This window comes from Klebsiella sp. V115_8, assembly GCF_029967715.1.
Lineage (GTDB): Bacteria > Pseudomonadota > Gammaproteobacteria > Enterobacterales > Enterobacteriaceae > Klebsiella > Klebsiella quasipneumoniae.
Genome location: NZ_JASCAR010000043.1, coordinates 293,092 through 314,719 on the forward strand (window position 1 = coordinate 293,092; position 21,628 = coordinate 314,719).

Sequence of the window (21,628 nt, forward strand, 5' to 3'; positions counted from 1 at the left end):
GATTGCACCGCGCGCTGCGGCTAAAAAGAACATTTATTTCATCTTGCCGTGTAACGAAAAGCGCTCCGCAACCGTCCGGCCTGCACCCATTGCCGTTGTTTCCCCTCTCCTCTCTTCAATCCAGCAGAAAATAAACTTCTGCTTATTCGATCCCCTTCGCATATATGAAAAATAAATTCCACATAACAATTGAAACAGAACAAACATTTCCTTAAGTTTAGGTCAGTTTATCCGGATGCGCGTTGCCGCAGGCGTCGGCATTGAGCGCCTCAGAGTGCGAATGATTTCAAAAAGGAGAGCACCATGTTAAACGGTCTGAAACCCTTATCCCGTTCCCTGCGTTGGGGCATGGTCGGCGGCGGGGGAACCAGCCAGATCGGCTACAGCCACCGCTGTGCGGCGCTGCGTGACAATGTTTACACCCTGCTGGCCGGCGCGCTTGACGTTGATGCCGAGCGCGGGCGCGCGTTTGGTGAGCAGCTGGGCATCGCGCCGGAGCGCTGCTACGCCGACTACCAGACCCTGTTTCGTGAAGAAGCCCGCCGTCCTGACGGGATCGAGGTCGTCTCGGTCACCACCCCGAACAATACCCATTTCGCCATCACCAAAGCGGCGCTGGAAGCGGGCCTCCACGTCATCTGTGAAAAGCCCCTCTGCTTTACCGCCGAAGAGGCGCGCGAGCTGGTGGACCTGAGCAAAAAACAGAACAAAATCGTCGGCGTCACCTACGGCTACGCCGGCTATCAGATGATCCAGCAGGCGCGGCAGATGATTGCCGATGGGCTGCTCGGCGAGATCCGCATCGTCAATATGCAGTTCGCTCACGGCTTTCATAACCAGGCCGTCGAGCTGCAGGCAGAATCCACCCGCTGGCGCGTAACGCCGAAGTTCGCCGGGCCCAGCTATGTGCTGGGGGATCTGGCCACCCATCCCCTGTTTGTCGCCGAAACCATGGCACCGCAGCTCAATATCAAACGGCTGATGTGCTCCCGCCAGAGCTTTGTCCCCTCCCGCGCGCCGCTGGAAGATAACGCCTTTGTCCTGATGGAGTATGACAACGGCGCGGTTGGCTCGATGTGGACCAGCGCGGTGAACAGCGGCGCCATGCACTCGCAAAAAGTGCGCATCGTTGGCGAAAAGGCGAGTATCGAATGGTGGGATGAGCATCCTAACCAGCTCAGCTATGAGGTGCAGGGCGAGCCGGCGCGCATTCTGGAACGCGGGATGCCCTACCTGAGCGCAAACGCGCTGGCGGACGATCGCATCGGCGGCGGCCACCCGGAAGGGCTGTTTGAAGCCTGGGCCAACCTGTATCGCCGCTATGCGCAGGCGATTGACGCCACGGACCGTGACGATCGCGCCTTCCTGCAAGACTTCTGGTATCCGGACGTCGAAGCCGGGCTACACGGCGTCTACTGGGTCGAGCAGTGCGTCAAATCGGCTGATGCCGGCAGCCAGTGGGTTGACTTTACTTTACCTTAATTTTCCCCCTCGCCAGTGGAGTCCCCCTCCACTGGTTTATTGATTTTTACCAACTTGTCGCATCACGCAACAGCCCCGTAATATCTGTTAAACAAACATTTATTTACGCTTCTTACCCCCCGCCGCTACACTAGGCGCAGTTTTTATATTGAGGTGGTAATGAACGATAACAAAATGACGCCAGGGGAACTGCGCGCGACCTGGGGTTTGGGGACGGTATTCTCCCTGCGCATGCTTGGCATGTTTATGGTCCTGCCAGTTCTGACCACGTATGGCATGGCATTGCAGGGCGCCAGTGAAGCGCTGATTGGCCTGGCGATCGGCATCTACGGTCTGGCGCAGGCGGTGTTCCAGATCCCCTTCGGACTGTTATCTGACCGTATTGGCCGCAAGCCGTTGATCGTCGGCGGCCTGCTTATCTTCGTGCTCGGCAGCGTCATCGCCGCGCTCACCGACTCCATTTGGGGCATCATTCTTGGCCGCGCCCTGCAGGGTTCCGGCGCCATCGCCGCCGCGGTCATGGCCCTGCTCTCCGATCTCACCCGCGAACAGAACCGCACCAAAGCGATGGCGTTTATTGGCGTCAGCTTCGGCGTCACTTTCGCTATCGCCATGGTGCTGGGGCCGATTATTACCCATCAGCTGGGCCTGCACGCCCTGTTCTGGATGATCGCCATCCTGGCGACCGTCGGCATCCTGCTCACCCTGTGGGTGGTTCCCAACAGCCAGAATCATGTGCTTAACCGCGAATCCGGGATGGTGAAAGGCTGCTTTAGCAAGGTGCTGGCGGAGCCGCGCCTGCTGAAGCTCAACTTTGGCATCATGTGCCTGCACATCATGCTGATGTCCACGTTTGTCGCGCTGCCCGGACAGCTGGAGGCCGCCGGCTTCCCGGCCGCCGAGCACTGGAAGATTTACCTGGTCACCATGGTTATCTCCTTCATCTCGGTGGTGCCGTTTATTATCTACGCCGAAGTGAAGCGCAAGATGAAGCGCGTCTTTTTGCTCTGCGTGGCCATCCTGCTGATTGCGGAAATTGTCCTCTGGGGCGCCGGAGGCTACTTCTGGGAGCTGGTAGCGGGCGTTCAGCTCTTTTTCCTGGCGTTTAACCTGCTGGAAGCGCTACTGCCGTCATTGATTAGCAAAGAGTCGCCGGCGGGCTATAAAGGCACCGCGATGGGCGTCTACTCCACCAGCCAGTTCCTCGGGGTGGCGATTGGCGGCGCCCTTGGCGGCTGGGTAGATGGTTTCTTTGATTCACAGACCGTGTTTCTGCTGGGCGCGCTGCTGGCGATGCTGTGGCTGCTGGTGGCCAGCACCATGAGCGAGCCGCCCTACGTCAGCAGTCTGCGGGTGGAGGTACCGGACGGCGTGGTGGTCGACAGCGCGCTGCAGGCGCGTCTGCTCAGCGCCAGCGGGGTTCATCAGGCGCTGGTGGTGCCCGAGGAGCGCTCGGTGTATATCAAAATCGACAGCAAGGTCACCAACCGCTTCGAGATAGAGCAGCTCATCAAAGGGGTATAAAAAAAGCGGGGAATTCCCCGCTTTTTGCTGTCAGTCTGCCGCCTTAGTCGCGGAAGTTTTTGAACTGGAACGGTTGTCCCAGATCGCCACCGCGCACCAGCGCCATCACCGACTGCAGATCGTCGCGGGACTTACCGGTCACGCGGATCTCTTCGCCCTGAATCTGGGCCTGCACTTTCAGCTTGCTGTCTTTGATCAGTTTAACGATCTTCTTCTGCACCGCGCTTTCAATGCCCTGTTTCAGCTTCGCTTCAACAAACCAGGTTTTACCGCTGTGTACGATATCTTCCGGCACGTCGAGGGAGGTGCCTTCAATGCCGCGCTTGAGCAGCTTGGCGCGCAGGATATCCAGCAGCTGATTCACCTGGAAGTCAGACTCGCTCAGCACTTTAATGGTCTTGTTGGCGTCGTTTAATTCAAACGTGGCTTCAACGCCACGAAAATCAAAACGCGACTCGACTTCGCGGCTCGCGTTGTCCACCGCGTTACGGGCTTCCTGAAGATCAACTTCAGAGACAATATCGAAAGATGGCATCTTTTCCTCTCCTTCCGTTTCTTTTGCGTTGCATAATACCTGCAACGCGGCATAACTCAACTTGTTATCCCGGAAGCTTAGCTGATTACGCAACGCTCGCGCTATTTTCCCCATGCTGCCCGACGACGCCGAAACCCCCTTTCCGTCCGACGATGCGAAAAGCGACGAGATATACTTTAGCCATCAGCGCCTGGGGTAGCGGCAGATGAGGAGGAACAATGAAAGTAACCGTACTGGGATGCGGTGCACTGGGACAACTATGGCTGACCGCGTTGTGCAAACAGGGACATGAAGTCCAGGGCTGGCTACGCGTACCGCAGCCATTCTGTAGCGTCAACGTCATTGAAACCGACGGCTCGGTGTTCAACGAGTCGCTGACGGCCAACGACCCCGATTTTCTTGCCAGCAGCGAGCTGCTGATTGTCACCTTAAAAGCCTGGCAGGTTTCAAACGCGGTGAAGCACCTGGCCGCGATCCTGCCGGTCACCACGCCGATTGTGCTGGTGCATAACGGCATGGGAACCGTCGAGGAGCTGCGCAGCGTGAAACAGCCGTTGCTGCTGGCCTCCACCACCCAGGCGGCGCGCCGCGACGGGAATGTCATCATCCACGTCGCCCAGGGCACCACGCATATCGGGCCGGCGAAAAGCTACGAAGAGGACTACAGCTACCTCGCTGAAGTGCTGCAGAGCGTGCTGCCGGATGTCGCCTGGCACAACAATATCTTCTCGGCCACCTGGCGCAAGCTGGCGGTTAACTGCGTGATTAACCCCCTGACCGCGCTGAAAGGATGTAAAAACGGCGATCTGCGCGACTATCCGCAGGAAGTTGCGGCCATTTGTCGCGAGGTGGCGGCAGTGATGGAGCGCGAAGGTATTCATACCTCGGCGGAAAACCTGCTATTTTATGTCGAACAGGTGATTGAAAGTACGGCAGAAAATATCTCATCCATGCTGCAGGACGTTCGCGCCCAGCGGCACACGGAGATCGACTATATCACCGGTTTTCTGCTCAACCGCGCCCGCGCCCACGGCGTTGCCGTACCGGAAAACGCCCGCTTATTTGAACTGGTCAAGCGTAAGGAGAATGAATATGAGCGCGTCGGCACTGATTTGCCTCGCCCCTGGTAGCGAAGAGACCGAAGCGGTCACCACCATCGACCTGCTGGTCCGCGGCGGAGTCAAAGTGACCACCGCCAGCGTCGCCAGCGACGGCAATCTGACCATCGTCTGCTCGCGCGGCGTCAAACTGCTGGCGGATGCCCCGCTGGTCGAGGTGGCCGATGGCGATTTCGATATCATCGTCCTCCCGGGCGGTATCAAGGGCTCAGAGTGCTTCCGCGACAGCCCGTTGCTGGTGGAAACCGTCCGACAGTTCCATCTCTCCGGGCGCATTGTGGCCGCCATCTGTGCCGCCCCGGCGACCGTGCTGGTGCCCCATCAGCTGTTCCCGATCGGCAACATGACCGGTTTTCCGGCGCTGAAGGATCATATCCCCGCCGATCAGTGGCAGGATAAACGGGTGGTCTGGGATCCACGGGTGAATCTGTTAACCAGCCAGGCGCCGGGAACATCGATTGATTTCGCCCTGAAAATGATCGATCTGCTGGTGGGGCGCGAGAAAGCGTATGAGGTCGCCTCGCAGCTGGTGATGGCCGCCGGCATCTATAATTACTACGAAGCCTGATAGCCGGTCCGCGCCGCGGACTGGCTCCCCCTTTTCCTGAGGAGTCGTAGCATGTCCCGAAGCGCAACCGATTCTCGCGATCTTGTTATCAGCCGCCTGCTCAGCGCGCCCGTCCCTGCCCTGTGGCGCGCGTGGGCCGACCCGGCATTACTCAAAACCTGGTGGTGCCCGAAGCCCTGGCAAACCGAGGTGCTGGCCTTTGATTTTCGCGCCGGCGGGGCCTTTCACACCGTGATGCACGGCCCTGACGGTGAACGCAGCGATAACCCCGGCTGTTTTCTTGAGGTTATCCCGCAACAAAAAATCGTCATGACCTCGATGCTGACGGCGGATTATCGTCCCGCCGTTTCCCCCTTCGCGATGACGGCCATCATCACCTTTGCCGATGAACAGGGCGGGTGTCGCTATACGGCCACGGTGCTACATGCCGACGATGAAACCCGCGAGCAGCATGAGCAGATGGGATTTTTCGAGGGCTGGAATATTGTCATCGATCAGCTGAATGACCTGGCGCTGACCCTGCGCTAATACACGCCCCTGCCAATAGTAAAAAGGCCTTCCATCAGGGAAGGCCTTTTGCATCCTATTAACCTGTTACGGGCGATAAACTTTTACGTTGCTGAAGCCCTGCTCGCGCAGATAAAGCGCCTGCAGACGGCTCATCACCCCGCGTTCGCACCACAGCAGCCAGGTTTTGCTCTGATCGAGATCGCCAAATTTGGTGCTCAGCTTATAGAACGGCAGGGAAACGACCTCAACCCCCTCGACCTTCAGCGGCTTGTCTTCCTGCTCGTCGATGGAGCGAATGTCGAGGATCGCATCGTTGGCGCCAAAGCCGGTCACGGTTTCCACTTCCACCACCGTCTCTTCCGTCTGCTGGGCGATTTCGCGGATATCGATATTGCTCGCCTCTTCCACCACTTTATCGAGAATGCTGAAATCGAAGTGTTCTTCTTCCGCTTCAATCTTCGCCTTCACCGCCTTCACGGTCGGGCTTTTGGAGATCACGCCGCAGTACTCCGGCATGGTGCGGGCGAAATCTTCCGTGCCGATCTCGCGGGCCAGGTCAATGATGTGCTCTTTATCGTGCGAAATCAGCGGACGCAGGATCAGGGTATCGGAGACGTTGTCGATCAGGCGCAGGTTGGTGAGGGTCTGACTGGAGACCTGGCCCAGCGCTTCGCCGGTGACCAGCGCCTGCACGCCGTAGCGTTCCGCGACCTTTGACGCGGCGCGGACCATCATGCGCTTAAGCACCACGCCCATCTGACCGTCATCCACTTTTTCGAGGATTTCGCCGACCACCGGCTCAAAGTTAATCGCCACAAAGCGAACGCGGTGTGAGCTGCCGAAGCGGTTCCACAGATAATGCGCGACCTGGCGGACCCCAATCTCATGGGCGGCGCCGCCAAGGTTAAAGAAGCAGTAGTGCACACGGCAGCCGCGGCGCATCAGCATGTAGCTGGAGACGCCGGAGTCAAAGCCGCCGGAAATCAGCGACAGCACATCTTCCTGCGTGCCGATCGGGAAGCCGCCGATACCTTCATAGCGGCCTTTCACCAGCAGCAGGCGATCGTTTTCAATCTCAAGATTGACGGTGACGTCCGGGTCGGTCAGCTTCACGCGCGCCGTTTCAATATGCTGATTCAGGCCGCCGCCGACGTAGCGCTCCACCTCAATTGAGGTGAATTCATGTTTGCCGCGACGCTTCACCCGCACGCAGAAGGTTTTGCCTTCCAGCGCCTCGCGCCACAGCGGCAGCGTCTGCTCAAAAATATCGTGCAGCGAGGTGAACGGTACGTCTTCGACTTCCAGAATATGGTGGATGCCGGGAATACGGGTCAGCGCATCGCGAATAGCCGGGCGCTGATTTTCATCTTTCGCGCGAACTTCGATATGATCCCAATGACGAACGACGGCCAGCGTCTCGTCATAGTTTTTGAGAACGTTACGAATGTTCCCGGTTAAGATTTTAATGAAGCGCAACCGCACAGATTGGCTTTTGATGGTGATTTCCGGGAACAATTTAATGATAAACTTCATGGCGACAATAGTTCGTTGGCAAGCCCGACGGGGCTTTAAGCAAAAGTTGTAAAGCAGCGCACACCGGTGCCTGCATCCTGGGCGCGGAGTATATCACCATTGCGCGTTATTTGCTTACACGCGTGACTTCGTTACCATACCCGGTATTGCCGTCGCGACATAACAAGAGTCTACATTCACTATGCCAAAGAAAAATGAGGCCCCGGCCAGCTTTGAAACTGCGCTGGGCGAACTGGAGCAGATCGTTAACCGTCTGGAAAGCGGCGATTTGCCGTTAGAAGAAGCGCTCAGCGAATTTGAGCGCGGGGTCCAGCTGGCCCGCCAGGGGCAAAGCCAGCTACAGCAGGCCGAACAGCGCGTGCAGATCCTGCTGGCGGATAGTGAAGATTCCCCGACTACGCCTTTTACGCCGGACGCTGAATAAATGGATTTCCCGCAACAATTGCAGGCCTGTGTGGAACAGGCTAACGAGGCGCTGCGCCGTTTTATCGCGCCGCAGCCCTTTCAGAACACTCCGCTGGTGGAAGCGATGCATTATGGCGCACTCTTAGGCGGTAAACGCCTGCGTCCCTTCCTTGTCTACGCTACCGGCGAGATGTTCGGCGTGAGCCGCACCACGCTGGACGCCCCTGCCGCCGCGGTCGAATGCATTCATGCTTATTCCCTGATGCATGATGATTTGCCGGCGATGGATGATGACGATCTGCGTCGCGGACTGCCGACCTGCCATATTAAATTTGGCGAAGCCAACGCAATTCTTGCGGGAGATGCCCTGCAAACGCTGGCGTTTTCTATACTCAGTGATGCGCCGATGACGGACGTCCCTGACCGGGATCGTCTGGCGATGGTTTCCGAACTGGCGCAGGCCAGCGGCGTGGCGGGCATGTGCGGCGGCCAGGCGCTGGATCTGCAGGCGGAAGGACAGCAGGTGAATCTGCAGGCGCTGGAGCGTATCCACCGCCACAAAACGGGCGCGCTGATCCGCGCCGCCGTCCGCATGGGGGCGCTGAGCGCTGGCGAACGTGGGCGCGCCGCCCTTCCCGCGCTGGATCGCTATGCGGAAAATATCGGCCTGGCCTTCCAGGTCCAGGATGACATTCTCGACGTGGTAGGGGATACTGCGACCCTTGGCAAACGTCAGGGTGCCGACCAGCAATTGGGTAAAAGCACCTATCCCGCCCTCCTGGGCCTTGAGCAAGCCCGGAAGAAAGCGCACGACCTGATCGCTGATGCCCGCCGGTCGTTAGATGAACTGGCCGCACAATCTCTGGATACTTCGGCACTGGAAGCGCTCGCGAATTACATTATTCAGCGCGATAAATAAACAATAAATGAGTCTCTGATGAGTTTTGATATTGCCAAATACCCGACCCTGGCGCTGGTAGATTCCACCCAGGAGTTGCGCCTGTTGCCAAAAGAGAGCCTGCCGAAGCTGTGTGATGAGCTGCGGCGCTACCTGCTGGACAGCGTCAGCCGCTCCAGCGGTCACTTTGCCTCTGGCCTCGGCACCGTGGAACTGACCGTGGCGCTGCACTACGTCTATAACACGCCCTTCGATCGCCTGATCTGGGACGTCGGCCACCAGGCCTACCCGCATAAAATTCTGACCGGCCGCCGCGACAAAATCGGCACCATTCGCCAGAAAGGCGGCCTGCACCCCTTCCCGTGGCGCGGTGAGAGCGAGTACGACGTACTGAGCGTCGGTCACTCCTCCACCTCCATTTCTGCTGGCATCGGGGTGGCTATCGCCGCCGCGAAAGAGGATAAGCAGCGGCGCGCGGTGTGCGTGATTGGCGACGGGGCGATCACCGCCGGCATGGCGTTTGAGGCGATGAACCACGCCGGAGATATCAAACCCGATCTGCTGGTGGTGCTGAATGACAATGAAATGTCGATCTCCGAGAACGTCGGCGCGCTGAACAATCATCTGGCGCAGCTGCTCTCCGGTAAGCTCTACTCCACCCTGCGCGAAGGCGGCAAAAAGGTCTTCTCCGGCGTACCGCCGATTAAAGAGCTGCTTAAGCGGACCGAAGAGCATATCAAAGGCATGGTGGTGCCTGGGACGCTGTTTGAAGAGCTGGGCTTTAACTACATCGGCCCGGTGGATGGCCACGATGTGCTCGGTCTGGTCAGCACTCTGAAGAACATGCGCGACCTGAAGGGCCCGCAGTTCCTGCATATTATGACCAAAAAAGGCCGCGGCTATGAGCCCGCCGAGAAAGACCCGATCACTTTCCACGCGGTGCCGAAGTTCGACCATACCAGCGGCGTGCTGCCCAAAAGCAGCGGCGGTCTCCCCTCCTACTCGAAAATCTTCGGCGACTGGCTGTGCGAAACGGCGGCCAAAGACAGCAAGCTGATGGCCATCACCCCGGCGATGCGCGAAGGTTCAGGGATGGTGGAATTTTCGAAGAAATTCCCCGATCAGTACTTTGACGTCGCCATCGCCGAGCAGCATGCGGTCACTTTCGCCGCCGGACTGGCGATTGGCGACTACAAGCCCGTCGTCGCCATCTACTCCACGTTCCTGCAGCGAGCCTACGATCAGGTGATCCACGATGTGGCTATTCAGAAGCTGCCGGTGCTGTTTGCCATCGACCGCGCCGGGATTGTCGGCGCAGACGGCCAGACGCATCAGGGGGCGTTCGATCTCTCCTTCCTGCGCTGTATTCCGGATATGGTGGTGATGACGCCGAGCGATGAAAATGAATGCCGCCAGATGCTGCACACCGGCTACCACTACAGCGACGGACCCTGCGCGGTGCGCTATCCGCGCGGCAGCGGCACCGGCGCGACGCTGGAGCCGCTGGCATCGCTGCCGATCGGCAAAGGGGTCGTGAAGCGCCAGGGCGAGAAGGTCGCGATCCTTAACTTCGGCACCCTGCTGCCGGAAGCCGCGGCGGTGGCGGACAAACTCAACGCCACCCTGGTGGATATGCGCTTTGTGAAGCCGCTGGATACCGCGCTGATCCTGCAGCTGGCAGGCGAGCACGACGTTCTGGTGACGCTGGAAGAGAACGCCATTATGGGCGGCGCCGGCAGCGGCGTGAATGAAGTGCTGATGGCCCATCGCCGGGCGGTACCGGTACTCAATATTGGCCTGCCGGATGTCTTTATTCCGCAGGGCACTCAGGAAGAGATCCGCGCCGACCTCGGCCTTGATGCCGCCGGCATTGAAGCCAAAATCCTCGACTGGCTGGCATAATCGCCCCTCCCGCTCCTGCTATGCTTAAGGGATACCCTTGATGAATAGCAGGAGCGCACTATGCACTATATCCCCCTCGGCGATACTGCCTTACGTGTTTCCCGACTCTGCCTCGGCTGCATGACCTTCGGCGAGCCGGACCGCGGCAGGCACGCCTGGACGCTTCCGGAAGAGAGCAGTCGCCCGCTCATTCAGCACGCCATTGAAGGCGGCATCAACTTCTTCGATACCGCCAACAGCTACTCCGACGGCAGCAGCGAAGAGATCGTCGGCCGAGCCCTGCGCGACTTTGCCCGCCGCGATGAGGTGATTGTCGCCACCAAGGTCTATCACCAGGTCGGCGATCTGGCGGAAGGGCTTTCCCGGGCGCAGATCCTGCGCTCCATCGACGACAGCCTGCGCCGTCTCGGGATGGACTATGTCGACCTGCTGCAGATCCACCGCTGGGACTACAGCACCCCGATTGAAGAGACGCTCGAAGCGCTGGACGAGGTGGTGAAAGCCGGCAAAGCGCGCTATATCGGCGCCTCGTCCATGCATGCCCGGCAGTTTGCCCAGGCGCTGGCGCTTCAGCAGCAGAACGGCTGGGCGCGCTTCGTCACCATGCAGGATCACTACAACCTGATTTACCGGGAAGAAGAGAATGAGATGCTGCCCCTGTGCCAGCGTAACGGCGTGGCGGTGATCCCGTGGAGCCCGCTGGCGCGCGGCAGGCTGACCCGCCCATGGGGTGAGACCACCGCCCGGCTGGTCTCGGATGAGTTCGGCAAATCGCTTTACAGCACCAGCGAAGAGAACGACGCGCAGATCGCCGGGAATCTCGCGGACGTGGCGGAAGAGCTCGACGCCAGTCGCGCACAGGTCGCCCTCGCCTGGCTGTTAAGCAAGCCCGGCGTCGCCGCGCCGATTATCGGTCCGTCGCGCCAGGAGCAGCTCGATGACCTGCTGCAGGCGGTGGATTTGACGCTATCTTCGGAACAGATCGACAAACTGGAGGCGCCCTATCAGCCGCATGCGGTGGTGGGATTTAAGTGACGGGCGTGATTTCCCCGACAGCATGGCGCTGCCGGGGAGAAGCGGTCAAAGCAGACCGATCGGCCAGTGATGGCCAATAACATACAGCACGCCGGCGGAGATCACGCCGGCGACGATATCGTCCACCATGATCCCCATTCCGCCGTGAATATTGCGGTCAAACCAGCGAATCGGCCACGGTTTCCACATATCGAAGATACGGAAAATGACGAAGCCGGCGGCCACCCACTGCCAGTCGAGGGTCGGCAGCGCCATCAGGGTGATCCACATCCCGACGAACTCGTCCCAGACGATGCTGCCGTGGTCATGGGTGCCCATATCTTTGGCCGTACGATGGCACAGATAGACTCCGATACAGATGCTCATCATCACCACCAGCGAGTAGAGCTGCCAGGGGAGAAAAGTCATCAGATACCAGAACGGGATCGCCGCCAGCGAGCCCATCGTCCCCGGCACCACCGGGCTTAAGCCGCTGCCAAAGCCGGTCGCCAGCAGATGCCACGGATTACGCATACTCAGGCGGCTAAGCGCCTCGTCTCGACTACGCAAAGTGATCGTATCCCTTTAAATCAAGCGTGACCGGCTTACCGTCACGGATAAACTGCAAACCTTCGCTCTCCGGCGCAATCTGTCCGATACAGGTAAAACGCGCGCCTAGATGGCCAAGGGCCACGTCCAACGCCCCGCGGTTCAGTTCCGGTACGGTAAAGCACAGTTCGTAATCTTCTCCACCTGCGAGCGCCCAGCGCAGCGCCTGCTCGGGCTCAACCTGGCGCAGCATGGCGTCGGAGTACGGCATGGCATCAAGATCGATGCGCGCGCCGCAGTCGCTGGCTTTGAGAATATGACCCAGATCGGAGATCAGGCCGTCGGAGAGATCGATGGCCGACGTCGCCAGGTCGCGCAGCGCCTGGCCCTGCAGCACGCGGGGCATCGGACGCAGGTGACGGGCCAGCAGGTAATCGGCATCCGTCGGCGCATCCACCGTCAGACGGTTCTGCAACAGCGCCAGGCCGGCGGCGCTGTCCCCTGGAGTGCCGGTGACATAGATCCAGTCTCCCGGCTTCGCACCTGAACGTTTCATGGCGCGCCCTGGCGGCACAAAGCCGTGGATACCCAGGGTCATGGCGAGCGGGCCGCGGGTGGTGTCGCCGCCAATCAGCTGCATATCGTAGTAGTCAAGCTGGACAAACAGGCTGTCGCTGAAGGCTTCCAGCCAGGCTTCATCCACCTCCGGCAAGGTCAGCGCCAGGGTGAGCCACGCCGGCTCCGCGCCCATCGCCGCGAGGTCGCTCAGGTTTACCGCCAGCGCTTTATAGGCGAGGTCGGCCGGGTCGATATCGGGTAAGAAGTGATTGCCCGCCACCAGAGTGTCGGTGCTGATTGCCAGCGTTTTTTTCTCGGGAATATTCAGGAGAGCGCAGTCGTCGCCGATACCGGTTTCGACATCAAGACGAGCGCTTTTAACGCGATCAAAATAACGGGCAATCAGGGAGAATTCGCCACATGCCATACGTTATGCCTCAGCAAAATAATAAATAAGGCCGGGTTGCGAGGCGACCCTCGCAAAACCCGGCCTGCAGTTTACTTCTTGTGGGGACGAATTACCGGAGCCGCTTTGTCCAGCACGCCATTGACGAACTTGTGGCTATCTTCAGCGCCGAAGGTTTTCGCCAGTTCGATAGCTTCATTGATGGCCACTTTATACGGTACGTCATCACGTTTGGATAGCTCAAACAGCGCGATACGCAGCACCGCTTTTTCCACCTGACCCAGCTCTTCCAGCTGACGGGACAGGTAGGGCTTCATCAGGCCGTCGAGGTACGCGCTGTTAGTCGCCACTCCGGACAGCAGTTCGCGGAAATACAGAACATCAACATCTTTTACGTCCTGTTCCGCCAGGAACTGGTATTCGACATCAGCGATGTCGTTGTGGGACAACTGCCAGGAGTAGAGCGCCTGAACGGCACACTCACGGGCGCGGCGACGAGCAGCAGGTTTCACGGAATTCCCCTTACAAAAATCAGGCCTTGATGGCTTTCAATACGTTAATCATTTCCAGCGCGGTCAGCGCAGCTTCTGCGCCTTTGTTACCGGCTTTGGTGCCAGCGCGCTCGATGGCTTGTTCAATACTTTCAGTGGTCAGAACACCAAAGGCTACCGGGATTTCGCTGTCCTGAGCGACGTGCGCCAGGCCATTGCTGGCACCGCCAGCCACATATTCAAAGTGGGCGGTACCGCCGCGAATCACCGTACCCAGCGCAATCACCGCGTCATATTTACCGGTTTTCGCCAGTGCGCCAGCCGCCAGCGGCAGCTCGTACGCGCCTGGAACCCAAACAACGGTGATGTTTTCATCTTTTACCTGACCAATGCGTTTCAGGGCGTCAATCGCACCTTCCAGCAGGCTGTCATTGATAAAGTTGTTGAAACGCGCAATGGTGATGGCGACGCGAGCGTCCGGGGTAGCAACGTTAGCTTCAATAATGTTCATACTCTTCCTTCGGGTTCATGTGCCCCGCAAGGGGGGCGGATTTTATCATATTATTCTGAGCGCTGCTTCCTAATAATCAGGAAAGCCTCACGCAGTGGTTAAATGCAGGCAGACATCCGGGCCAACCTGACGTATCTCATTGAATTTGAAATGGGGCGCCTGGCTCAGTTCTTCAAGCCCCGGCAGCGCGCATAATCCACGCGCCGCATTGCCTAACAGTTTAGGCGCAATATAGACGATAAGCTCGTCGACCAGGCCCGCCTGCAGCAGCGCCCCGGCAAGCGTGGCCCCCGCCTCCACCCAGACGCTGTTGATCTGCTGTTTGCCGAGCAGCATCATCAGCAGCACCAGATCGAGATGGCCGTTATGTTCCGGAACCAGCAGCGTGCGCACGCTGTCCGGCCACTGGCGCTCATCGGCGCTCAGGCGGGCAAACAGCGTTTCCCCCGCCTGCTGCACAATACGATGCTCGGGCGTGACGCGGTTCTGGCTGTCGATAACGACGCGCAGCGGCTGGCGCAAATTCGCTTCGGGATACAGCGCCTGGTTATCGGCGCTCAGCTCCTGCCAGCGCACGGTCAGCGCCGGATCGTCCGCCAGCACGGTGGCGCTGCTGGTCAGGATAGCATGGCTCTGGGCGCGTAGACGCTGCACGTCGCGTCGCGCCTGCGGGGAGGTGATCCACTGGCTTTCGCCGCTGGCCATCGCCGTGCGGCCGTCCAGCGAGGCGCCCAGCTTGAGCTGGACCCAGGGAAAACCGGTGCGCATCCGCTTCAGGAAGCCCTTATTCAGCGCTTCCGCCTCGTTCATCATCAGCCCGTGGCTGACGTCAATACCGGCCTGCTGCAGACGGTACAGGCCGCGCCCCGCCACCTGCGGGTTCGGATCCTGCATCGCGGCGACCACGCGGCTGACGCCGGCGGCAATCAGGGCGTCGCAGCACGGCGGCGTACGACCGTGGTGGCTGCAGGGCTCGAGGGTGACGTAGGCGGTGGCGCCTCGCGCCTTTTCCCCGGCCATCCGCAGAGCGTGCACTTCGGCATGCGGCTCGCCGGCGCGATAGTGGAACCCTTCGCCGACGATCTCGCCGTCTTTAACAATGACGCAGCCAACGTTAGGGTTAGGATGGGTGGTAAAGCGACCGCGGGCGGCGAGCTTGAGCGCACGCGCCATGTACATTTCGTCCTGCATGGCTTAGTCCTGTAAGCGGGCGATCTCTTCGCCGAATTCTTTGATATCTTCGAAGCTGCGATAGACCGACGCGAAGCGAATATAGGCGACTTTATCCAGTTTTTTCAGCTGCTCCATCACCAGGTTGCCGATCATTTTGCTGGCCACTTCGCGCTCGCCGGTGCCGCGCAGATGGGTTTTGATATGGTTGACCGCCATTTCGACGTCATCGGCGCTGACCGGACGTTTCTCCAGCGCTTTCAGCATCCCACTGCGCAGCTTGTCTTCGTTGAAGGGTTCACGCACATCGTTACTCTTCACCACCCGCGGCATGACCAGCTCCGCCACTTCGAAGGTGGTAAAGCGCTCATTACAGACCAGACACTGCCGACGGCGACGCACGGAAGAGCCTTCCCCTACCAGACGAGAGTCGATCACTTTGGTATCCACGGCGAAACAGAAAGGGCAATGCATAGCGCGTCCTGACAGGTAGTTAAACTGAAGGGTAGTTTACCGCGAAGTGACCTGACTACAAAGAAAGAGCTTTTGAGACAAAGGATCTATGGGAGAGTCAGGCGGTTTGGCTACCATTAAGCATCCTCTGCAAACGGAATCCTGACCATGACAAGACGTTACCTGAAACTCGCCATCGCGGGCAGCCTGTTTACCCTGACCGCCTGCGCCCAGCAAAGCGAAATCCGCCAGATGCACCAGAGCGTGAGTACGCTGAGCCAGGAGATGACCCAGCTCAATCAGCAAACGATCAAAATTACCCAGCAAAACGCGCTGAACGCGAAATCCACCCGCGGCGTCTATCTGCTGCCGGAGGCGAAAACCCCGGCGCGGCTGGAGAGCCAGATCGGCACCCTGCGCATGTCGGTGGCGAGCATTACGCCGGATGGCGACGGGTCACGCCTGACCTTACGTATTCAGGGCGAATCCAACGATCCGCTGCCGGCCTTTACCGCCACCGTCGCCTCCGGACAGATCACCGGTACTACCCACAGCTACCAGGAAGTGAATGTTCAGGATCAATTGATCAGCGCCCCGGCCAGCATTCTCGCCCCCAGCGATGTCGATATCCCCCTGCGCCTGAACGTGACGCCGGACAAAGTCGGTTTTATTCGCGTCCACGATATCCAGCCAGCCGCGCAGTAAGCCTTGCCGCCGGGCTTCCCCCTGCCCGGCGACGCCCTGTCCCGTTATTCTTATCCACTTACAACTTTTCGCAAGAGTTCATTAGAAATCGTTCTGCATCGCGATTTTCAGTAGCATTTTGTCAAGAAATGCATAGAATCGTGAACGCAATCGATTACGCATGTTCTGGTTATGTGAAACAACACGTATTTTTGTGAGCAATGATTCCTATAATAGACCCCCACAGAAACACGAAATATTTAGAAACGCTTCGGCACTTCTTTTAACGCCTTCAGGCTCAATTTAAACAGTGGCATTACTATGAAAAAAACATTACTGGCAGCGGGTGCGGTTGTGGCGCTCTCCACTTCTTTTACCGCGGGCGCGGCAGAAAACGACAAACCGCAGTATCTGTCTGACTGGTGGCACCAGAGTGTTAACGTGGTGGGCAGCTACCACACCCGTTTTGGACCGCAGATCCGTAACGATACCTACCTGGAATACGAAGCGTTCGCCAAAAAAGACTGGTTTGATTTCTACGGCTATATCGATGCCCCGGTATTCTTCGGCGGCAACAGCACGGCAAAAGGTATCTGGAACAACGGCTCCCCGCTGTTTATGGAGATCGAACCGCGCTTCTCTATCGATAAGCTGACCAACACCGACCTGAGCTTCGGGCCGTTCAAAGAGTGGTATTTCGCGAACAACTATATCTACGATATGGGCCGCAATGACTCCCAGGAGCAGAGCACCTGGTATATGGGTCTGGGTACCGATATCGACACCGGCCTGCCGATGAGCCTGTCGCTGAACGTCTACGCCAAATACCAGTGGCAGAACTACGGCGCGTCCAACGAAAACGAGTGGGACGGCTACCGCTTCAAAGTGAAATACTTTGTGCCGCTGACCGACCTGTGGGGCGGTTCGCTGAGCTACATCGGCTTCACCAACTTCGACTGGGGCTCTGACCTCGGCGATGACAACTTCTACGATCTGAACGGGAAGCACGCGCGCACCAGCAACTCCATCGCCTCCAGCCATATCCTGGCGCTGAACTATGCGCACTGGCACTACTCGGTGGTGGCCCGTTACTTCCATAACGGCGGCCAGTGGGCTGACGATGCCAAGCTGAACTTCGGCGATGGCGATTTCAGCGTCCGCTCAACCGGTTGGGGTGGTTACTTCGTGGTTGGTTACAACTTCTGATTGCTGAAACGGCAGGACAGCGCCCGGGCCTCCCGGGCGTTTTTATTTCTCCCACACGTCGCAGCGGACCTTGCGCAGAAAATCGCTTAACGAGCGGTCGGCGCACTCGCTGAATCGACGCTCGGTCGCCCTGACCGCCAGACAGCGGTCGAGGCGAAAGTTGCGATAATCATTGCGCAGCTCGCACCAGGCCACCAGCAGCCAGCGCTCCCCCCAGAAAAACAGCCCCAGCGGCAGCACGTCGCGCTCGGTCACCCGACCGGACTCATCCTGATAGCGCAGCGCCAGCACCTGCTGGCCGGAGACCGCCTGATGAATGACGTCAAAGAAGGTTTTGGCATAGCGATGGGCGCCGAGATCGGGGGCAAACAGGCGGGTCTGCTCCGCCTGGCGCCGGCGCGCCTCCGGCAGGATCGCCAGCATCTTCTCCTGGGCAGACTCCAGCGAGTGCGACAGCGCCTCGCCGCCCCAGGTTTTCAGCAGCCGGATCGCGGCGATCAGCGCTTCGGATTCTTTGGTGGTCAGCATTAGCGGCGGCAGATCATAACCCACCAGCAGGCGATAACCACTCCCCGCCTCGCCCTCCACCGGCACGCCGGAGAGGGAGAGATCGCGAATATCGCGATACACGGTGCGCTCCGACACGCCCAGCCGCTCCGCCAGCAGCGCGGCGGTGGTGAGCCGCCTGCCGCGCAGGATCTGCACAATCTGAAATAAACGGTCGGCGCGTCGGGTCATGTCTCACTTCACAAAAAGTTCAGGTTAAGCCGGTTGGTGTAGGCCGACGCGGTTGCCCTCGCTGTCAGTAAACAGCGCGATGGTGCCAATATCATTCGGCAGCGTCAGCGGCCCGAAAACACATGCCCCACCCGCCGAGGCAACGCGGTCGAGGGTGGCGGCAAGATGGTCTGTATGCAGGTAAATAATAGCGCCCTGCGCAGAGGGCGCGATACCCTCAAATTTGGCCAGCGCGCCGCCGGGGGCCGGATCCTGATGCGGGAACACCGCCAGCTCGGCGCAGTCCATGGTTTCGCGACGCAGCGTCACCTGCATCACCGGCTCATAAAACGCGACGGCGCGATCCATATCGGCGACCGGAATTTCAAACCAGTTAATCACGTTATTCATACTTCCTCCTGCTCGTTAGTGAGTTCAGAAGGAGTGTATGGGAGGGCTCCTGACAGCATACTGTCAGCAGGTTTTGTCGCGGGCAAAAAAAATCCCGGCGCCTGGCCGGGATTGCGTTATGTCAACTGAACTGTATTACGGCAGAATAGACGGCTGGTCCGCCCCTTCTTTTTCGACCTTCTGCTGCAGCAGATGCTCGCGCTTCATGCCCAGCTTCAACGCCAGCGCGGAGGCGACGTAGATAGAAGAAGCCGTACCGATGGAGACACCGATCAGCATGGTCAGCGAGAAGCCTTCCAGAATCGGGCCGCCGAACAGGAACAGCATCAGGATCACCATCAGGGTGGTCCCGGAGGTGATCAAGGTACGGTGCAGCGTCTGGGTCAACGACACGTTGAAGATCTCGTACGGCGTACCGCGGCGGATCTTACGGAAGTTTTCACGGATACGGTCCGATACCACGATACTGTCGTTCAGCGAGTAGCCGATAACCGACATCAACGAGGCCACAATGGTCAGGTCGATCTCGATATGGAATAGCGACAGCACCCCCATGGTGATCACCACGTCGTGCGCCAGGGCGATAACCACCCCCGCCGCCAGACGCCATTCGAAGCGGAAGCCGACGTAAATCAGGATACAGACCAGCGCGGCAATCAGCGCCAGGGCGCCGGTTTGCGCAAGGTCCGCGCCGACGCTCGGGCCGACAAACTCAATACGCTTCACCGCCGCGTTCTGGCTGGTCGATTCGTTAATCACCGTCACGACCTTGCTGCCCAGCTCCTGGCTGACGTTGGCGTCATGCACCGGCGGCATACGTACCATGATGTCGCGGCTGCTGCCAAAGTTCTGCACCTGCGGCTCTTCAAAGCCCGCTTTCTGCAGGGAATCGCGCATCTGGTCCAGATCGACCGGCTTCTCAAGGGTAATTTCGATCACCGTACCGCCGGTGAAATCGAGACCCCAGTTAAAGCCGCGGACGCCGATGATGGCGATCGACACAATCAGCAGAAAGCCTGAAATGCCGAAGGCCCAGTAATCCCAGCGCATAAAGTCCCAGACTTTACGGCCGTGGTTCAATTGTTCAACAGTATATTCCTGTGCCACAACGCACTCCTCAGATAGACAGCTTTTTAACGCGCTTGCCGCCGTACAGCAGGTTCACGATGGCACGGGTGCCGACGATAGCGGTAAACATTGAGGTCGCGATACCGATACCGGTGGTAATCGCAAACCCTTTAATGGCACCGGTACCGACCGCGTACAGGATGATCACTTTGATAAGCGTCGTCACGTTGGCGTCGAAGATCGAGCTGAACGCGCCGCGATAACCTTCGTCAATCGCCTGCTGAACGGTACGCCCGTTGCTCAGCTCTTCTTTGATACGCTCGTTGATCAGAACGTTAGCATCGACCGCCACCGCAAGGGTTAACACGATACCCGCGATGCCCGGCATGGTCAGCGTCGCCCCCGGGATCAGGGACATAATGCCGACAATCAGCACCAGGTTGGCAATCAGCGCCGAGGTCGCAATCAGACCGAACTTCTTATAGAAGAGGATCATGAACAGGATAGAGACCACCAGACCGGCCAGACAGGCTTCCAGACCCTGCTTGATGTTCTGCATGCCAAGGGTTGGGCCGATAGTCCGCTCTTCGACGATCTGAATCGGCGCAATCAACGCGCCGGCACGCAGCAGCAGCGACAGCTGGCGAGCTTCGTTCGGGTTGCTGATACCGGTAATACGGAAGCTGTTGCCCAAGCGCGACTGGATGTTGGCGATGTTAATCACCTCTTCCTCTTTCGCCAGGATAGCGCGACCGTTGGCGTCTTTCTTACCGCTGTCTTTATACTCCACGAACAGGGTCGCCATCGGCTTGCCGATGTTGTCCTTGGTGAAGTTGGACATGATGTTGCCGCCCGCGCTGTCCAGCGAGATGTTGACCTGCGGCTGGTTGTACTCATCCATGCTGGAGGTCGAGTCGGTGATATGGTCACCGGTCAGGATCACCCGCTTGTACAGCACCACCGGCTGGCCTTCACGCGTCTCTTTCACTTCCGAGTCGCCCGGCACGCGGCCAGAGGCGGCGGCGGACTGGTCCACGTTGGTATTGACCAGACGGAACTCGAGGGTCGCGGTCGCGCCAAGGATCTCCTTCGCCCGCGCGGTATCCTGGATACCCGGCAGCTCAACCACGATGCGGTCAGCGCCCTGACGCTGAACCAGCGGTTCGGCGACGCCCAGCTGGTTCACACGGTTACGCAGAATGTTAATGTTCTGCTGGACCGCATACTCACGAGCTTCTTTCAGGCGCTCATCGGTCATCACCGCTTTCAGGCTGTTGTCACCCTGAGAGGAGATCACCAGATCGCGATGGCGAGGGCTGAGATAAGAGATAGCCTGGTCGCGCGCCGCGCTGTCGCGGAAGACGATGCTCAGACCATAGTTGTCTTCCTTGCGCACGGTCGCGTAAGGAATGCCTTTGTCGCGCAGCTCGCTGCGCAGGCTATCGATGTTCTGTTCCTGCAGTTTGCCTAACGCGGTGTCCATGTCGACTTCCATCAGGAAGTGCACGCCGCCGCGCAGATCAAGACCCAGCTTCATCGGCTCGGCATAGAGTGCCGCCAGCCAGCGTGGGGTTGCCGGAGCAAGGTTTAGCGCCACGACGTATTTGTCACCCAACACGGTAAGCAGCGCTTCACGCGCGCGCAGCTGGGTATCAGTGGTGTCGAAGCGCGCAAGAATAGCGCCCTCTTCCAGTGCCACAGACTTCGCGGTAATTTTTTCTTCTTGTAAAGTTTTCTGGACCTGGATCAGCGTTTGCTCACTGGCGGCGACGCCGCGCGCGCCAGTGATTTGAACAGCCGGATCCTCACCATACAGGTTGGGAAGCGCATAGATCAGGCCGACGACAATGACGACGACCAGCATGACATACTTCCACAAAGGATAACGGTTTAACACGGCAGTTCCCTTTGGGAA

At 58.9% G+C, this 21,628-nt stretch carries 23 protein-coding genes; 11 read left to right on the plus strand and 12 right to left on the minus strand.

Annotation, left to right across the window (positions count from 1 at the left end):
• The first annotated feature begins 303 nt into the window (after positions 1–303).
• Positions 304–1,482 carry a Gfo/Idh/MocA family oxidoreductase gene (locus QLG03_RS20930; RefSeq protein ID WP_023288604.1) on the plus strand — a complete coding sequence of 393 codons (1,179 nt, stop codon included), beginning with the start codon at positions 304–306 and terminating at the stop codon, positions 1,480–1,482.
• A 159-nt stretch (positions 1,483–1,641) separates the two neighbouring features.
• Positions 1,642–3,006, plus strand: coding sequence for an MFS transporter (locus tag QLG03_RS20935; RefSeq protein ID WP_023288603.1), 1,365 nt, complete (start codon positions 1,642–1,644; stop codon positions 3,004–3,006).
• A gap of 43 nt (positions 3,007–3,049) precedes the next feature.
• On the opposite strand, the gene QLG03_RS20940 is transcribed toward QLG03_RS20935, so the two are convergent.
• Positions 3,050–3,541 (minus strand): YajQ family cyclic di-GMP-binding protein, encoded by a 492-nt coding sequence (locus QLG03_RS20940; protein ID WP_002891465.1) that lies wholly within the window; start codon positions 3,539–3,541, stop codon positions 3,050–3,052.
• A gap of 218 nt (positions 3,542–3,759) precedes the next feature.
• Here QLG03_RS20940 and panE point away from each other — a divergent pair, with 218 nt between their 5' ends.
• Genes panE through QLG03_RS20955 form a run of 3 tightly spaced genes read left to right on the plus strand, consistent with a single transcriptional unit; the run spans position 3,760 to position 5,755 of the window.
• Positions 3,760–4,671 (plus strand): 2-dehydropantoate 2-reductase, encoded by a 912-nt coding sequence (gene panE, locus QLG03_RS20945; protein WP_023288602.1) that lies wholly within the window; start codon positions 3,760–3,762, stop codon positions 4,669–4,671.
• Positions 4,634–5,227: a protein deglycase YajL gene (yajL, locus tag QLG03_RS20950; RefSeq protein WP_117135863.1), complete on the plus strand. Its 594-nt coding sequence runs from the start codon at positions 4,634–4,636 to the stop codon at positions 5,225–5,227. The genes panE and yajL overlap by 38 nt, the downstream gene beginning before the upstream one ends.
• A gap of 51 nt (positions 5,228–5,278) precedes the next feature.
• A complete protein-coding gene (locus tag QLG03_RS20955) occupies positions 5,279–5,755 on the plus strand; it encodes an SRPBCC family protein (protein WP_023288600.1) in 477 nt (158 codons plus the stop codon).
• Positions 5,756–5,821: 66 nt separating this feature from the next.
• On the opposite strand, the gene thiI is transcribed toward QLG03_RS20955, so the two are convergent.
• A complete protein-coding gene (gene thiI / locus QLG03_RS20960) occupies positions 5,822–7,270 on the minus strand; it encodes a tRNA uracil 4-sulfurtransferase ThiI (protein WP_004151340.1) in 1,449 nt (482 codons plus the stop codon).
• Between the two features lie 181 nt (positions 7,271–7,451).
• Between thiI and xseB the strand changes: the two genes are divergently transcribed.
• From xseB to QLG03_RS20980, 4 genes are read left to right on the plus strand one after another with little or no spacing between them, the layout of a single operon-like run.
• Entirely contained in the window at positions 7,452–7,694 is a 243-nt protein-coding gene (gene xseB, locus QLG03_RS20965) for an exodeoxyribonuclease VII small subunit (protein ID WP_004204824.1), read from the plus strand.
• Positions 7,695–8,594 carry a (2E,6E)-farnesyl diphosphate synthase gene (gene ispA, locus QLG03_RS20970; protein WP_004204826.1) on the plus strand — a complete coding sequence of 300 codons (900 nt, stop codon included), beginning with the start codon at positions 7,695–7,697 and terminating at the stop codon, positions 8,592–8,594.
• Positions 8,595–8,612: 18 nt separating this feature from the next.
• Positions 8,613–10,475 carry a 1-deoxy-D-xylulose-5-phosphate synthase gene (dxs, locus tag QLG03_RS20975; RefSeq protein WP_023288599.1) on the plus strand — a complete coding sequence of 621 codons (1,863 nt, stop codon included), beginning with the start codon at positions 8,613–8,615 and terminating at the stop codon, positions 10,473–10,475.
• A 60-nt stretch (positions 10,476–10,535) separates the two neighbouring features.
• Positions 10,536–11,510, plus strand: a complete 975-nt coding sequence (locus QLG03_RS20980) for an aldo/keto reductase (protein WP_117135864.1) — start codon at positions 10,536–10,538, stop codon at positions 11,508–11,510.
• Positions 11,511–11,555: 45 nt separating this feature from the next.
• Here QLG03_RS20980 and pgpA read toward each other — a convergent pair whose 3' ends face one another.
• The 6 genes from pgpA to nrdR all read right to left on the minus strand — a co-directional run bounded on the left by pgpA (position 11,556) and on the right by nrdR (position 15,648).
• Complete coding sequence (pgpA, locus tag QLG03_RS20985) at positions 11,556–12,059, minus strand: phosphatidylglycerophosphatase A (RefSeq protein ID WP_004177266.1); 504 nt, start codon at positions 12,057–12,059, stop codon at positions 11,556–11,558.
• Positions 12,052–13,023, minus strand: a complete 972-nt coding sequence (gene thiL, locus QLG03_RS20990) for a thiamine-phosphate kinase (RefSeq protein ID WP_023288597.1) — start codon at positions 13,021–13,023, stop codon at positions 12,052–12,054. The genes pgpA and thiL overlap by 8 nt, the downstream gene beginning before the upstream one ends.
• Before the next feature lie 71 nt (positions 13,024–13,094).
• Positions 13,095–13,514 carry a transcription antitermination factor NusB gene (nusB, locus tag QLG03_RS20995; protein WP_002891356.1) on the minus strand — a complete coding sequence of 140 codons (420 nt, stop codon included), beginning with the start codon at positions 13,512–13,514 and terminating at the stop codon, positions 13,095–13,097.
• Positions 13,515–13,533: 19 nt separating this feature from the next.
• The gene (gene ribE / locus QLG03_RS21000) at positions 13,534–14,004 is read right to left on the minus strand and encodes a 6,7-dimethyl-8-ribityllumazine synthase (RefSeq protein ID WP_001021161.1); all 471 of its coding nucleotides are present in this window, start codon (positions 14,002–14,004) and stop codon (positions 13,534–13,536) included.
• 87 nt (positions 14,005–14,091) lie between these two features.
• Positions 14,092–15,195, minus strand: coding sequence for a bifunctional diaminohydroxyphosphoribosylaminopyrimidine deaminase/5-amino-6-(5-phosphoribosylamino)uracil reductase RibD (ribD, locus tag QLG03_RS21005; RefSeq protein WP_255988436.1), 1,104 nt, complete (start codon positions 15,193–15,195; stop codon positions 14,092–14,094).
• 3 nt (positions 15,196–15,198) lie between these two features.
• Positions 15,199–15,648, minus strand: coding sequence for a transcriptional regulator NrdR (gene nrdR, locus QLG03_RS21010; RefSeq protein WP_002890417.1), 450 nt, complete (start codon positions 15,646–15,648; stop codon positions 15,199–15,201).
• A 147-nt stretch (positions 15,649–15,795) separates the two neighbouring features.
• On the opposite strand from nrdR, the gene QLG03_RS21015 reads away from it, so the two are divergent.
• Both QLG03_RS21015 and QLG03_RS21020 read left to right on the plus strand, forming a co-directional pair.
• Positions 15,796–16,332, plus strand: a complete 537-nt coding sequence (locus QLG03_RS21015; RefSeq protein ID WP_112201843.1) for a DUF3251 domain-containing protein — start codon at positions 15,796–15,798, stop codon at positions 16,330–16,332.
• A 300-nt stretch (positions 16,333–16,632) separates the two neighbouring features.
• The gene (locus tag QLG03_RS21020; protein ID WP_004204836.1) at positions 16,633–17,517 is read left to right on the plus strand and encodes a nucleoside-specific channel-forming protein Tsx; all 885 of its coding nucleotides are present in this window, start codon (positions 16,633–16,635) and stop codon (positions 17,515–17,517) included.
• A 42-nt stretch (positions 17,518–17,559) separates the two neighbouring features.
• Here the strand turns inward: QLG03_RS21020 and QLG03_RS21025 are convergent, their stop codons facing one another.
• The 4 genes from QLG03_RS21025 to secD all read right to left on the minus strand — a co-directional run bounded on the left by QLG03_RS21025 (position 17,560) and on the right by secD (position 21,610).
• Positions 17,560–18,255, minus strand: coding sequence for a YafY family protein (locus QLG03_RS21025; protein ID WP_255988438.1), 696 nt, complete (start codon positions 18,253–18,255; stop codon positions 17,560–17,562).
• Positions 18,256–18,279: 24 nt separating this feature from the next.
• Positions 18,280–18,645: a VOC family protein gene (locus QLG03_RS21030; RefSeq protein ID WP_016160371.1), complete on the minus strand. Its 366-nt coding sequence runs from the start codon at positions 18,643–18,645 to the stop codon at positions 18,280–18,282.
• A 135-nt stretch (positions 18,646–18,780) separates the two neighbouring features.
• Positions 18,781–19,752, minus strand: a complete 972-nt coding sequence (gene secF / locus QLG03_RS21035) for a protein translocase subunit SecF (RefSeq protein ID WP_008805371.1) — start codon at positions 19,750–19,752, stop codon at positions 18,781–18,783.
• A gap of 10 nt (positions 19,753–19,762) precedes the next feature.
• Positions 19,763–21,610 (minus strand): protein translocase subunit SecD, encoded by a 1,848-nt coding sequence (gene secD, locus QLG03_RS21040; protein WP_008805370.1) that lies wholly within the window; start codon positions 21,608–21,610, stop codon positions 19,763–19,765.
• Positions 21,611–21,628 lie beyond the last annotated feature (18 nt).

Coding starts and splice junctions, on each gene's coding strand:
- QLG03_RS20930 (WP_023288604.1), top strand. CDS start 304: ATGTTAAACGGTCTGAAACCCTTATCCCGTTCCCTGCGTTGGGGCATG.
- QLG03_RS20935 (WP_023288603.1), top strand. CDS start 1,642: ATGAACGATAACAAAATGACGCCAGGGGAACTGCGCGCGACCTGGGGT.
- thiI (WP_004151340.1), bottom strand. CDS start 7,270: ATGAAGTTTATCATTAAATTGTTCCCGGAAATCACCATCAAAAGCCAA.
- QLG03_RS21025 (WP_255988438.1), bottom strand. CDS start 18,255: ATGACCCGACGCGCCGACCGTTTATTTCAGATTGTGCAGATCCTGCGC.
- QLG03_RS21015 (WP_112201843.1), top strand. CDS start 15,796: ATGACAAGACGTTACCTGAAACTCGCCATCGCGGGCAGCCTGTTTACC.
- ribD (WP_255988436.1), bottom strand. CDS start 15,195: ATGCAGGACGAAATGTACATGGCGCGTGCGCTCAAGCTCGCCGCCCGC.
- panE (WP_023288602.1), top strand. CDS start 3,760: ATGAAAGTAACCGTACTGGGATGCGGTGCACTGGGACAACTATGGCTG.
- nrdR (WP_002890417.1), bottom strand. CDS start 15,648: ATGCATTGCCCTTTCTGTTTCGCCGTGGATACCAAAGTGATCGACTCT.
- QLG03_RS20980 (WP_117135864.1), top strand. CDS start 10,536: ATGCACTATATCCCCCTCGGCGATACTGCCTTACGTGTTTCCCGACTC.
- ribE (WP_001021161.1), bottom strand. CDS start 14,004: ATGAACATTATTGAAGCTAACGTTGCTACCCCGGACGCTCGCGTCGCC.
- thiL (WP_023288597.1), bottom strand. CDS start 13,023: ATGGCATGTGGCGAATTCTCCCTGATTGCCCGTTATTTTGATCGCGTT.
- yajL (WP_117135863.1), top strand. CDS start 4,634: ATGAGCGCGTCGGCACTGATTTGCCTCGCCCCTGGTAGCGAAGAGACC.
- dxs (WP_023288599.1), top strand. CDS start 8,613: ATGAGTTTTGATATTGCCAAATACCCGACCCTGGCGCTGGTAGATTCC.
- ispA (WP_004204826.1), top strand. CDS start 7,695: ATGGATTTCCCGCAACAATTGCAGGCCTGTGTGGAACAGGCTAACGAG.
- QLG03_RS21030 (WP_016160371.1), bottom strand. CDS start 18,645: ATGAATAACGTGATTAACTGGTTTGAAATTCCGGTCGCCGATATGGAT.
- QLG03_RS20940 (WP_002891465.1), bottom strand. CDS start 3,541: ATGCCATCTTTCGATATTGTCTCTGAAGTTGATCTTCAGGAAGCCCGT.
- xseB (WP_004204824.1), top strand. CDS start 7,452: ATGCCAAAGAAAAATGAGGCCCCGGCCAGCTTTGAAACTGCGCTGGGC.
- QLG03_RS20955 (WP_023288600.1), top strand. CDS start 5,279: ATGTCCCGAAGCGCAACCGATTCTCGCGATCTTGTTATCAGCCGCCTG.
- QLG03_RS21020 (WP_004204836.1), top strand. CDS start 16,633: ATGAAAAAAACATTACTGGCAGCGGGTGCGGTTGTGGCGCTCTCCACT.